This window comes from Paenarthrobacter sp. GQ52, assembly GCF_059759005.1.
Genome location: NZ_JCAXEJ010000016.1, coordinates 15,673 through 27,871, shown reverse-complemented (window position 1 = coordinate 27,871; position 12,199 = coordinate 15,673). Strand labels below are relative to the sequence as shown.

General features: G+C 62.2%; 10 protein-coding genes. 6 read left to right on the top strand and 4 right to left on the bottom strand.

The features are described from left to right. Window positions 1-59: 59 nt before the first annotated feature. From AC6CH8_RS17565 to AC6CH8_RS17545, 5 genes are all read left to right on the top strand, one after another. Window positions 60-1,388 (top strand): NtaA/DmoA family FMN-dependent monooxygenase, encoded by a 1,329-nt coding sequence (locus AC6CH8_RS17565; RefSeq protein ID WP_498191666.1) that lies wholly within the window; start codon window positions 60-62, stop codon window positions 1,386-1,388. Further along, window positions 1,388-2,953, top strand: coding sequence for an aromatic amino acid ammonia-lyase (locus AC6CH8_RS17560; RefSeq protein WP_498191665.1), 1,566 nt, complete (start codon window positions 1,388-1,390; stop codon window positions 2,951-2,953). The genes AC6CH8_RS17565 and AC6CH8_RS17560 overlap by 1 nt, the downstream gene beginning before the upstream one ends. Beyond that, on the top strand, window positions 2,947-4,020 hold the full coding sequence (locus tag AC6CH8_RS17555) for a PLP-dependent cysteine synthase family protein (RefSeq protein WP_498191664.1): 1,074 nt from the start codon (window positions 2,947-2,949) through the stop codon (window positions 4,018-4,020). The genes AC6CH8_RS17560 and AC6CH8_RS17555 overlap by 7 nt, the downstream gene beginning before the upstream one ends. A 125-nt stretch (window positions 4,021-4,145) precedes the next feature. After that, window positions 4,146-4,289 (top strand): hypothetical protein, encoded by a 144-nt coding sequence (locus tag AC6CH8_RS17550; protein ID WP_498191663.1) that lies wholly within the window; start codon window positions 4,146-4,148, stop codon window positions 4,287-4,289. A 9-nt stretch (window positions 4,290-4,298) separates the two neighbouring features. Beyond that, entirely contained in the window at window positions 4,299-4,781 is a 483-nt protein-coding gene (locus AC6CH8_RS17545; protein WP_498191662.1) for a carboxymuconolactone decarboxylase family protein, read from the top strand. 502 nt (window positions 4,782-5,283) lie between these two features. On the opposite strand, the gene AC6CH8_RS17540 is transcribed toward AC6CH8_RS17545, so the two are convergent. Both AC6CH8_RS17540 and AC6CH8_RS17535 read right to left on the bottom strand, forming a co-directional pair. Next, the gene (locus AC6CH8_RS17540) at window positions 5,284-6,738 is read right to left on the bottom strand and encodes an amino acid permease (protein ID WP_498191661.1); all 1,455 of its coding nucleotides are present in this window, start codon (window positions 6,736-6,738) and stop codon (window positions 5,284-5,286) included. A gap of 257 nt (window positions 6,739-6,995) precedes the next feature. Next, window positions 6,996-7,937, bottom strand: a complete 942-nt coding sequence (locus tag AC6CH8_RS17535; RefSeq protein WP_179017757.1) for an aminodeoxychorismate lyase — start codon at window positions 7,935-7,937, stop codon at window positions 6,996-6,998. Between the two features lie 158 nt (window positions 7,938-8,095). Between AC6CH8_RS17535 and cls the strand changes: the two genes are divergently transcribed. After that, window positions 8,096-9,496, top strand: coding sequence for a cardiolipin synthase (cls, locus tag AC6CH8_RS17530; RefSeq protein ID WP_243836856.1), 1,401 nt, complete (start codon window positions 8,096-8,098; stop codon window positions 9,494-9,496). A 22-nt stretch (window positions 9,497-9,518) separates the two neighbouring features. On the opposite strand, the gene pabB is transcribed toward cls, so the two are convergent. Both pabB and AC6CH8_RS17520 read right to left on the bottom strand, forming a co-directional pair. After that, complete coding sequence (pabB, locus tag AC6CH8_RS17525; protein ID WP_498191660.1) at window positions 9,519-11,552, bottom strand: aminodeoxychorismate synthase component I; 2,034 nt, start codon at window positions 11,550-11,552, stop codon at window positions 9,519-9,521. Further along, window positions 11,549-12,109: a low molecular weight protein-tyrosine-phosphatase gene (locus tag AC6CH8_RS17520; RefSeq protein ID WP_498191658.1), complete on the bottom strand. Its 561-nt coding sequence runs from the start codon at window positions 12,107-12,109 to the stop codon at window positions 11,549-11,551. Before AC6CH8_RS17520 ends, pabB begins: the two co-directional genes overlap by 4 nt. Window positions 12,110-12,199 lie beyond the last annotated feature (90 nt).

Here is a 12,199-nt window from a genome sequence, read left to right as displayed (position 1 = left end):
CCCGGGAGCATAATTGACGCAGTACGACCCCCTGTAACTTCGCATGAAATCAGGTCGCGGTGAACGGACAGAGCAGTTCTACACTCAAGCCCATGCTGCACTTTGGATGGTTCGTGGGACACGGTTTTGGTGTCCAGGGCTGGGGGACTCCCGGCTACAGCCTGGGCTATGACTGGAAGAAACCCGCCCTGTACCAGGAGGCTGTCCGGGCCTTTGAGCAATCCGGGTTGGACCTGTTCATCATCGAGGATTCCCTCACCGTCCCGGATACTTACGGCGGCACGGCCGAGGTCTCCCTGGCGCACGCGTCGTTCGCTCCGAAGCATGATCCGCTGGCGCTGGTCCCGTACCTTCTCTCGGCCACTGAGCATTTAGGGATCGTCCCGACGGTCAGCGCTTCCTTCTACCCGCCCTTCACTGCCGCCCGGCTCCTGGCCACGCTGCAACACTTCTCAGAAGGGCAGCTCGGCTGGAACGTAGTCACGTCCGGCAGCGACCTCGCCGCGCAGAATTATGGGCTGGACCAGCAGATCGAACACGACCTCCGTTACGAGAAAGCGGAGGAATTCGTCGACGTCGTCAGGCGGCTCTGGCGGAGTTGGGAACCCGGCGCCGTGCTTGAGGACGTTGAGGCGGGGGTGTTCGCGGACCACAGCAAGGTGCACCCCATTAACCACGAAGGCGAATTCTTCAAGGTCAGGGGTCCGCTGAACACTGCGCCTTTGCCGGAAGAACCCGTTCTGGTGCAAGCTGGTGCGTCGCCGCGCGGTAAGGCCTTCGCAGGTGGGCATGCCGACGTGGCCATTGCCTTGGCACGCGGCGTTGACGGGATGAAGTCCTACCGGGATTCCATCCGCGCGGAAGCTGCAAAAGCAGGCCGCAATCCCGACGACGTCAAGGTTCTTTTCGTCCTGAAGCCCACCATTGTTGGTTCCACGGCAGAAGCAGAGGAGTTGCGGGCACAGAGGCGTGAACTCACCCAACGCGACATCGACAGCCAACTCAACTCCATCTCCTACCTTTCAGTGATCGACTTCAAACAGTTCGACCTCGACGCTCCGCTGCCCGAATTGAGCACCAACAGCAACCAAGGGACGCTGGAGCATTTCGCCAAGGCGGCCCCTCCGGGCTCCACACTGAGACAGATCCTGCAGGCCCGCAGCGGAGGAGCGGGTGATTCCATCATTGGTACGGTTGGCGAAATCGCCGACTACCTGGAGTCGACAGGGTCTGAAGTGGGTGGCGACGGTTTCCTCTTCTCCGGCTTCGTGGACCCTGTGACCGTGCACGGTGTCCTGGACAAGCTCACCCCTGAACTGCGGCGGCGTGGCCTGTTGAGGAAGAGCTACGGCAACGGTGGTTTCCGGCAAAATCTCTTGGACTTCTGATGGTGTCGGCTGAACCGCGAACCTTCCTGATCGGTGCGGCTCCGGTGCTGGCATCGGACATGGCGCTGGCCGCCGAAGATCCCTCGTTTGACGTGGAACTCAACCAGGAAGCGCTGACTTTGATGCGTAAGTCGAGGGAACTAGTGGAGCTCACCGCGACCTCCGGGAAGCGTGTGTACGGGCTCAACACACTGCTAGGGTCAGGCCGGGATACGGCTGTGGAGGAGAAGTCGCTCCTGGCGTATCAGGTGCAGGTGGTCAGGTATCACAACAGCGGTGTGGGCACGTATCTTGACCGAGCTGCTGCCCGTGCCGTCATCCTTGCCAGGCTTATCGGTTTCAGCCGCGGTGGTTCCGGCGTGCGACCCGAAACAGCAGTCTTCTACGCCGAATTGCTCAACCGCGGAGTCTTCCCCGCCATCCCCCGGGAAGGCTCAGTGGGCTCGTCAGACCTGACCCAACTTGCCGCCGTCGCCGCCGTTGCCTTGGGCGAGGGCGAAGCGTTCGACGCGGATGGCACGCTGATCCCCGGCGCCAAAGCGCTCGCCGACGCCGGTCTCCAGCCACTTGTTCTCGCGCCGGGTGAGGCCCTGGCCCTGGTCAGTGCCAATGCGTACTCGGTGGGTGTAGGAACCCTCGCCTTGGTGCGGTTGCGGCACCTGGCCGAACTGGCCGACGTCGCACTTTCCCTCTCACTGGAGACGATCGCAAGGTACGACGGCGGCGGGAACCTCAGCCCGTTCTCGCTGGCAATCCAGGCGGCCAAGGCGGTGGACGGGCAGCGGGAGTCGGCTGCCGCTGTTCGCCGCCTTCTGAGCGGTGGGTGGCTGGAGGATGTTCGTCCCGAAGTTTCGGTGCAGGATGCGTTATCGTTCCGGGCCGCGCCCCAGACGCACGGGGCATTTCGATCCCTGGTGACGCAGCTCGGTACTGCGTTGGAAGTGGAGCTAAACGGCCGCGGCGATAATCCCCTGGTCGATCTCGACTCCGGGCAGATGGTGTCCGGCGGGAACTTCCAACCGATGCAACTGACTCTCGCCTTCGAGGGCCTGCGGCTGGCTTTGGCCCACGTTGGGATTTCCAGTGAACGCCGCATCGCCAAGTTGTATCCACCACAACGGGCTATCCGGGCCCGCCACCTGCAGGCGGCATCCTCCGGGGAAGGTCTGGCCCAAGAAGAACTTCCCGGGCTGCTCTGGTACTCGGCCGCTGGACTGTTGGCCGAACTCAAGTTCCTCGCCGCACCGGCGACGCTCGGGGCGCCGACGCTTTCTGCCGACGTCGAGGACCATTCGACGCTTGCCCCGCTTGCCCTGCAGCAGCTCGAAAAGTCTTTGGAGGCTGCCGAAAAGCTCTTGGTTATCGAGGCGTTGACGGCGTCGTACCTGCTGCTTGAAGCGGGAGCCGCGCAGCCGCTCGGAACGGGGACGGGCGCCGTCGTGGGAAGACTGGCCGATGTGCTTGCCGACCGGCCGTCGGCTCCTGACTTGGTGGCGCGGGCGCGTCTGGAGTTGCGGGATGCCGTAGCCAGGGAATTTTTGGAGACAGGGGAGGAACCGTGGTGAGTACAGCGATCCGCAAACATGGTGTGCACGCGGCTGTCTCGATTCCGGACGGGCTGGACGCCTCAGTCCTGGACAAAGTGGGCAACACCCCGCTGGTGAAGCTGGAATCACTGGGTCACGGCCTGGGCAGCACCATCCACATCAAGCTCGAGTCCGAGAACCCTGGTGGCTCCATCAAGGACCGCACCGCGCTGAGTATGGTTCGGGCGGCGGAAAGGTCTGGCGAGCTGCAACCGGGCGCCACGATTGTGGAAAGCACGTCGGGCAACACCGGGATCGGGCTCGCCCTCATCGGACACCTGACCGGACACCCGGTGGTGGTGGTTACGGGCGACACGATCTCCGAGGAGAAGCTTGCCGCGCTGCACAACTACGGCGCCCGAGTGATCCTCACGGACTGGAACGCGCCGTCGGAATCGCCGGAGAACGCACGCGCCGTGGCAGCGCGGATTACCGCCGAGACGCCCGGCGCGTGGCGGCCCATGCAGTTCGACAACCCTGCCAATCCGGCCGCGCACTATGAAACCACCGGGCCCGAGATCTGGGAACAGACAGGTGGCCTGGTGACCCACTTCGTAGCGGGGATAGGCACCGGCGGGACCATCAGCGGGAACGGCCGGTTCTTGAAGGAACGCGTGGCTGCCTCACGACCCGGCGGGCACGTGGAAGTTGTTGGTGCCGACCCCTACGGCTCCGCCTACAGCGGTGGCCATCCCGGCGAGATCCTGGTGGACGGCGTGGGCAACTCCTGGCCCGAAGCTGAATGGCCTAAGGCTTTCGACCGCGCCATCGTGGACCGTTTCCTGCGGATCCCCAACGACGAGGTTTACACCACCGTCCACAGGCTTCTGGATGAAGAAGGACTCGCGCTGGGTCCGTCTTCCGGGCTCGCTGTTGCCGCGGCTGTGCGGGTGGCTCGAGCAGCACCTCACGGTTCGGTGGTGGTGGCCATAGCGCCCGACGCCGGCACGAACTACTTGAGCAAGGCCTTCAACCCGGTGTGGCTGGCGGAGCACGGCATACGGCTCGCTGCCGACACCCCAGGCGCCCGCGACGCCCGCGAGTAAGCCCTCTCTCACGTCCCTCGGGTTTGGGGTGGGCCCTCTCTCACGTCCCTCGGGTTTGGCATAGGGGCTGCTAGCATCTGAAACCCTGGTCGGCACCGGCCGGGCCGGTAATTGGGGGGCCTTCTTTGTTTTCAGCTTTTGGCATTCTCTACGTCTTGGTGACAGTGGGCGTTGCAGCTTTGGTGATCTATGCCCTGGCGCTGGCGATCATCTTCCTTCGCCTCCGCATTCAGGAGCTGAAGCGGGGACAGGAACCCCCGTTGCGTTAGGCTCCAACCATGCCTGAACAGGAAACAAAACCACGTCTAGCCGGCTATCTGGACAAGCAGCAGCCGGATCTTTACGCGACCCTAAGCCACTATTCCCAGCAGCTCGTGGACGAAGCTGACCGGCTTGGCATCCCGCGCCGCACCCTTGAGCTCATCAACTACTTGTGCTCGCAGATCAACGGCTGCGCCTTTTGCCTTGACCTTCATCACCGGCGCGCCCTCAAATACGGCGAGACGGAACAGCGGCTGTCCCTCGTGGCCGTTTACAAGGAAGTTCAGCTGTTTGAACCCGCTGAGGTGGTGGCGATGGAGATGGCTGAGCAGACCACCCGTATGAGCTCGTCGAGGCCCAGCCCCGAGCTTTTTGAACAGGCACGTCAGCACTACAGTGACGAGCAGATCAGCGTCCTCTGCATGGCGGCAATAGGGATCAACGCCTTCAACCGTCTGTCTATCTTGAGCGAGCACCCGGTACGCGCAGCCAAGAAATAGATCCCATCGCTAGCCGAGTGTGTTGCCACCACCTACTTTGGCGTCCAACAGGGCTGTGACACACCCCTTGGCGGGCGTGTCGGAGCCAACCTGGATTCAATGTGGGTGGTGGCGGCACGAGGCGTGGGGTCGTGACCCCCTTTGTCATTGAATCAGCCTTTGGGCAACCGGAGGCGGTTGCCCAAGGGCTGATTGACTTCCAAAGAAGGTCAGGAGACCGCGAAGGTCAGCGCGGGCAGGCAAGGCGGGGGCCGCCGTCGTAAGTTCTCGGAGGATCCAACCAGGGCGTGCCGCCACCACCTACTTTGGCGTCCAACAGGGCCGTGACACACCGCTTGGCGGGCGTGTCGGAGCCATCCAGGATTCAATGTGGGTGGTGGCGGCACGAGGCGTGGGGTCGTGACCCCCTTTGTCATTGAATCAGCCTTTGGGCAACCGGAGGCGGTTGCCCAAGGGCTGATTGACTTCCAAAGAAGGTCAGGAAGCCGGGGACCAGAAGGTCCTAAGCGTCCACAGCCTTCTTGAGCGACCGGCGTCGCCCGTACTTGAAGTAGAAGATGGCGTAGCAGGCACCCACGAACGGAACGCCGAACAAGAGTGCAGCTACTTGGTTGGGGTCGAACGCGATGCCGATCAGCGATACCAGGCAGAGCGCGAACGCGAGGATCGGTACCAGCGGAAACAACGGAGCCTTGTACGGAAGCGTGCTGAGGTCTCCACCGTTCTTGATGAACGTCCGGCGGTAGATGAAGTGTGAAGCGACGATGGACATCCAAACGCCAACGGTCGCGAAACCGGCCACGGAAACGAGCACCAAGTAGACAGTGGCCGGGGCAACAACGCTGCTGATCAGCGAAGCCAGGCCACCCAGCATACTGACGCAGAGGGCCACCATGGGGATCCCGCGCTTGGTCAGTTTACGGAAGGCCTTGGGGGCGTGGCCTTCGTCGGCCAGCGAGAAAAGCATGCGTGCACAGGAGAAAAGCCCGCAGTTGCCCGCGGAAAGCAGTGCCGTGATGATCACGAAGTTCATGATGTCCGCGGCGTATGGGATGCCGAGCATGGAGAAGACGGTGACAAACGGGCTCTCGTCCACGCTGACTTGTTCGTAGGGAATGGTGGCGGCGATGACCACGATCGCACCAACAAAGAAGATCATGAGTCGTATGACGGTGGTCCGCATTGCCTTGGGGATGTTCGCCCCGGGGTTTGCGGTTTCTCCAGCGGCAACGCCGATCAGCTCGGAGCCCGAGAAAGCGTAGAAGACCGCCAGGCACGTGACGAAGACGCCGGTGAATCCGTTCGGGAAGAGGCCGTCCGGCGTGCTGAAGTTCTCGCCAAAGGACGGATACTCGCCAGCGGCCAGAGGGTGGAAGCCAGCCAATGCGGCTCCGCCCAGAATGATCAGGCCGACGACGGCGGCAACCTTGATCAGCGCGAACCAGAACTCCGATTCGCCAAAGACGCGCGATGAAATGGCATTGAGGGTGAACAGGACCGTGGCGAAGACGAAGCACCAGATCCAGACGTCGACGCCCGGGAACCAGCGTTGCATGAGTAAGCCCGCTGCGGTGAACTCGGAACCTAGAGCCACAGCCCAGCAGAGCCAGTACAACCAGGCCGTGGCAAAGCCAGTAGCCGGGCCGATGGTGCGGGCGGCATAAATGTGGAAGGCACCTGAGACGGGGAACGCAACAGCGAGCTCCCCGAGGCATGCCATCACCAGGTAGACCACCACGGCGCCAATGAGGAAGGCAATCACGGCGCCCAAGGGGCCGGCGGTGGAGATGGTGTATCCGGAACTAACGAACAGGCCAGAGCCGATGACGCCACCCATGGCGATCATCACCAGGTGCCGGGCCTCCATGGACCGGCGAAGTCCTGTCTGTGAGGCGCCAGTCTGGGACTGTGCCTCGGTTGCCGATGCTTCGGCTTCTGTGGGGGAGCTGAGTCCCATATTCCCTCCGGGAAGTTAGCCAGCAAAGTCTGAAGTAGTTGTACTAGCGGGACGTGATCCAACTAACACGAGAACAAGATTCATCACATGACGAATGATCATTTCAAGGAGGATAAGAAACGTGATTGAACGCACTGGGCGCTCATGGTCGAGCCCAAGAGTTTCTAATCATTGAGTCATGCGAGCAATTACTCTACTTGTGACCTGCTAGGTTCTAGCGGGGCTTCATCAGCGAAAAGCCTTGGAAGCCCAGCGATTTACTCGATGCCTGCGAACAGCTCATTGAGCTCGGCTGTGAGCTGCTTCCGAACAGACGGTGTGCCGATTTCCTTGCCGTTGATGTGGTTCACAGGGGCAATTAAACGGATGCTGGAGATAAGCCATACGGCGTCGGCATCAAACAGGTCCTGCGGCACAAGCGGCCCATAGCCGAGCTCCCAGCCGGCAGCTTTTGCCGCTGCGAACAGTGCGCCCTGCGAGGTGCCGGGCAGGATTCCGCTGTCATGCTGCGGCGTGATGAGGCGGCGTATGGTCTTCACGGAACCTTCGCCGTCGTCGACTGTTTCAAGGTGAGCCAGCAAAACAGTGGAGGTTGGGCCCTCCAGCACGCGGCCATCCGTGGAGGTGAAGATGGCATCATCTGCGCCCTGCTTATGCGCGAAGCGCAGCGCAGCCATGTTTACTGCATAAGAGAGCGTCTTGGCACCCAGCAACAGCCACGGCGCCCGTTCGCCCGCTTCGGTGTCGAAGCCACGGTCCAAAAGTACGACGTCGATGCCCGTCTCGCGTTGTCGGCGACTGCCCGCAGGTGAGGGCGAAGCCTGCACCCAGCATGTGGGGCTGGCTGCACCTTCGACACCGCGGGTCACGATCAGCTTGACCACAACCTCGTCCTCCTCCGGCGTGGGAGCCGGGTGGACATCGCGGAACTCGTTGATGGCGGTATCGATCGCCTTGCGCCAGGCATCCTGCTCCGGAAGTACCAGGTCCAAGGCTGCGGCGGAACTGCTCAGCCGGTTCAGGTGGGCTTGGACTTTGCGGGGTCGTCCCTGAACAGCGAGGAGTGATTCGAACACTCCGTCGCCGCGGGTCGCGCCAAGGTCGGTAGCCATGAGCTGTGGCTGGCTTGAATCGGCAATGCGTCCGTTTTCGAAGGCGGGGTCCAGGAAAACCAGGACCGTGGGAGCAGGTGAAGTCATGGTCCCAGCTTAGTGCGGGGCCGTGGCGCACGACTTTGCCGGATAGGCTGTGGTCACTGTTGTTCTTGGACCGTGGGGGTTTGCAGGTGCTCTTTCCTTTTCCGTTTGGCCAGGAGTGGACCTGGTTGTTAGGCGCGTGGGCCATCGCGGAAGTGATCATGCGCATCGTCCTTTTGGGCATCATTCCCGGCAACCGGCGTCCCACCACGGCCATGGCCTGGCTTTTGGCTGTGTTCCTCATCCCATCCGTAGGGTTCGTCCTCTTCCTCCTTTTTGGCAATTTCAAACTGTCCAAGCGCCGGCGTGAACAGCAGGAAGAAGTGAATCGGCGCGTGCGTGCCGTCACTTCCGACCTTGCAGATCCAGTGAGTGTCTATTCAGGCCCGGAATGGGTGAAGTCGGCGGGTGAGCTGAACCACCGTCTTGGTTCGCTGCCAATGGTGGACGGCAACAAGGTTGAACTGATTCCCGGTTACGAGGAGTCGATCAAAGCCATGGCCGAGGCGGTTCGGAGCGCGAAGGACTACGTCAACGCGGAGTTCTACATCATGAGCAGCGATTCCGTCACCGATGAGCTTCTGACTGAGCTGGAGAAGGCGACCGAGCGCGGTGTCACGGTGAGGCTCCTTTTCGACCACATTGGAACGCTTCGGGTAAAGGGATACCGCCGCCTGATCCGAAGACTGAAGGCAAGCAAGATCCAGTGGAAGCGGATGCTACCGCTTTTGCCCATTCACGGTCAGTGGCGGCGCCCGGACCTGAGGAACCACCGCAAGATCATGGTGATCGACGGACTGGTCGCTTTCACCGGCTCTCAGAACTTGATCGAACCTTCCTACAACAACCCAAAGCACCACAAGGTGGGACGCAAATGGGTTGAGCTTATGTCCCGGCTTGAGGGACCGATCGTCGCTACCTTGAATGTCGTCTTCGCGACGGACTGGCTCAGCGAAACCGACGAGTCCCTGGAAGACCAACTGCGGCTGCCAACACAGCCTCCGCCTGGTCGCGTAACAGCCCAGGTAGTGCCGAGTGGCCCAGGTTTCGCCACTGAAAACAACCTCCGCTTGTTCAACACCCTGATCTATTCGGCGCAGCACACGATCTCCATCTGCAGCCCCTACTTTGTCCCTGACGATTCCCTGCTGTATGCGATCACCACAGCAGCGCAGCGAGGTGTCGCCGTGGAGCTTTTCGTGTCAGAAAAGGGGGACCAGTTCCTGGTTCACCACGCCCAGCGTTCCTACTACGAAGCCCTCTTGGATGCAGGGGTTCGCATCTATTTGTACCGGGCGCCGTATGTCCTCCACGCCAAGCACTTCACCATCGACGACGAAGTGGCCGTTCTTGGTTCCAGCAATATGGACATGCGCTCCTTCTCCCTGAACATGGAGGTCTCGGTGATGCTCCTCGGCGCCGAAACCGTGAACCTCATGCGGGCTGTGGAGTCCACTTATCGCGAGGTGTCCCGGGAGCTTATGTTGGAAGACTGGATGGATAGACCCCCGCTGGCGAAGTATGTGGATAACGTAGCCAGATTGACTGCGACGCTCCAGTAGTCCCCAACTGTGGACTAGCGGCTCAGCCCGGGAATTCAGCGCCAAGCGTGGACAGCACGCCGAATGCCTTGGTCCGGATTTCCTCGTACTCATCGTCCGCAACGGAATCCGCGGTGATAGCTCCACCCACGCCGAGTGACAGGGTTCGCCCGCCAGCGCTATCGGGATTGACCACCAGAGTGCGAATCACCACGGCAAGGTCCGTGGCCGCGTTCAAGGAGAAGTAGCCGATGGCGCCGGAGTAGATGCCCCGAGGCCCGGATTCGAGTTGGTCGAGGATGTCCATGGTGCTGATCTTCGGCGCACCTGTCATGGACCCGGCCGGGAAGGCTGCTGCCAAGGCTTCCGCCCGCGGAGCCCCCGGACGAAGGTGCGCGTCTATGGTGCTCACCATTTGGTGGACCGTTGCGTAGCTCTCGATCGCGCACAGCCGGCTGACGGTCACCGAACCCGGGATGGCAAAATGGCTGAGGTCGTTGCGCAGCAGGTCCACGATCATGATGTTCTCCGCACGGTCCTTCAGCGACGTCTCAAGATCGTGCCGCAAAGCAGCGTCCTCGGAGGGGTCGGAGGACCGGCCGCGTGTCCCCTTGATCGGCTCCGCACGCATGCCGCCGTCGGACAATATGCGGAGGAATCGCTCGGGCGACGTACTCGCGACCACCAGTTCGCCGAACCGAAGGTAACTGGCGAACGGTGCCGGGTTTCGGCGTCGAAGGCTGAGGTAACCCGCCCAAGGATCCAAGTCGCCGGCTGGGGCTTCCAACGTAGTGGTCAGGCAGATCTCGTAGGAGTTACCTTCGCTGATTTCGTGCTGGGAGTCAGCGATCTTGCGCTTGTAATCCGTGGCAGAGTCGCGGCTGACGAATTCGGGAACCGTGCCGGCTGACACAGAAACGGCGACGTCAAGAGCGGCGACAGCAGCCTCGACGGCGGCGCGGGCCTCCCGGAACCATTCCTCGGCGTCGGGAGCGTCCAAGGCAAGCAGCCAGACAGTTTGTTCGCGATGGTCCAGCACCACAGCCCGACCGGCAAAGAGCAGGGCCGCGTCCGGGGTGTCGGAGGGAACGTCATTGCCGCCGGTTTCGCGCTTGAGTTCGTAGCCGAGGTAGCCGAGCCAGCCAAGCGTGAACTGGCCGTCGTAACCGCGGGGTGCGCGGACGGCGCGGCGGCCCCAGACAGAATCGAGCCAGCGGAAGAACGGCCCGGAGGTGCTCACGGTGGCGGAACCGGCGGTCACTTGGGTAGTCCCGGACCGGTGAAGCACCGACTGGCCGAAGGTGCCGCCGTCGTCAGCCAAGATGCTGAAGCGGCTGCGCGCGGCCGCTTGGGAACGGCCGGCGACCGCGGAGGCATTGGAAGAATCCAACCACACCGCGTTCGTGGACTTGCCGTACAGGGAAGCGAAGAGAAGCGCTGCGTCGGGCGTCGCCTCGAGGCGCTCGGAGCGCAATTGCAGTCCTCGGCGGGCGCTGAGTTCCGGCGACAAAATGGCAGCAACCGGAGGCAGGTACATGAGGGCACGCAGGACATCATCCGGTGCGCTGCCGTTCGCAAGGTTCTGCACGCGAACGTCGGCGGAGCCGATCACTGCATCGGCTGAAAGCCACTCGTCCTCTTGGGCTGCCCAGCTGTCCCAGTAAGGTTCGTAGGTGCTTCCGTCACGGGTCAAAGCGCGACGACGGCGATCGTCACCGGGGGATTCCACCCACACCACGGCATCCAGCATGGGACGGGCCGCATCCGCTGCCGCTCCTACGCCTTCCACAATGACTATCTCGGCGGGCAGCGTGACGTTCAGGCCGCCGTCGTAATGCTTCTCCCAATCCCAACTGGTCCATTCTGCCGCCTGGCCCTCACTCAGCGGCTTCAGGACCGTGCCGACGTACCGCTCGATGCCCGGCATGAGACCGTTCCAGCCCGGGTAGATGTCCTCGAGATGGAACAGCGAAACCTTGTGGTGCTGCCGCAACCGGGCCGCCAGTTCAACGGCCAGCGTGGTTTTTCCTGCGCCGGACCTGCCGTCAACAGCGATGATCACAGGTGCAGGGGTCATGTCATAGAGGTTACCTGCTGGTGGTCCTGGCCTGCCGTGGACTGCGCGGAGCTGATGGCTGCCTTGACATACTGCACGATCCCGGGGATGGCGGCCTTGATGAGCGTCCACGTGTTATCGAAGTCCGCGTGCCCGCCGTACCAAGGGTCTTCGATGCCCAGGTCCAGGGAGCTGCGGCCTGCCATGTGTGGATCGAAGCTGCGGAGCATCCGAACTTTTTCGAGTGAGGAGTGATCCGGCGCGCCTTCCTGGAGCCAGCCGAAATGGTCAACGTCCAGTGCGAGGATCAGGTCACGTTCGGCGTACCATTCCCGCCGCCACTCACGGGCAACGTGGTCCTCCGACGTGAGGTGCTGTGCGGTCAGGACGCGTGCGGCACGGGGGTCTATGGGGTGTCCAACCTCGTACCCTGTAGTGCCCGCGGAGTCCACCACTACAAGCCGGCCGAGCCCTTCCGCTTCGAAGGCTTCGGTAAGCATGAGCGCTGCCATGGGCGAGCGGCAGATGTTTCCAGTGCAGACCGTGATGATGCGGTATGGGCTCGTCGTTGAGTACATGCAGCAAGCATGATTCATGGCGCCCCCTCTTGGCTAGGGGGAACTTCACAAGTGAGTCACTTTTCCTGTCAAAGCTGTCACGCCGGCGCT

Coding starts and splice junctions, on each gene's coding strand:
- AC6CH8_RS17560 (WP_498191665.1), top strand. CDS start 1,388: ATGGTGTCGGCTGAACCGCGAACCTTCCTGATCGGTGCGGCTCCGGTG.
- AC6CH8_RS17545 (WP_498191662.1), top strand. CDS start 4,299: ATGCCTGAACAGGAAACAAAACCACGTCTAGCCGGCTATCTGGACAAG.
- AC6CH8_RS17540 (WP_498191661.1), bottom strand. CDS start 6,738: ATGGGACTCAGCTCCCCCACAGAAGCCGAAGCATCGGCAACCGAGGCA.
- AC6CH8_RS17535 (WP_179017757.1), bottom strand. CDS start 7,937: ATGACTTCACCTGCTCCCACGGTCCTGGTTTTCCTGGACCCCGCCTTC.
- cls (WP_243836856.1), top strand. CDS start 8,096: ATGCGCATCGTCCTTTTGGGCATCATTCCCGGCAACCGGCGTCCCACC.
- pabB (WP_498191660.1), bottom strand. CDS start 11,552: ATGACCCCTGCACCTGTGATCATCGCTGTTGACGGCAGGTCCGGCGCA.
- AC6CH8_RS17520 (WP_498191658.1), bottom strand. CDS start 12,109: ATGTACTCAACGACGAGCCCATACCGCATCATCACGGTCTGCACTGGA.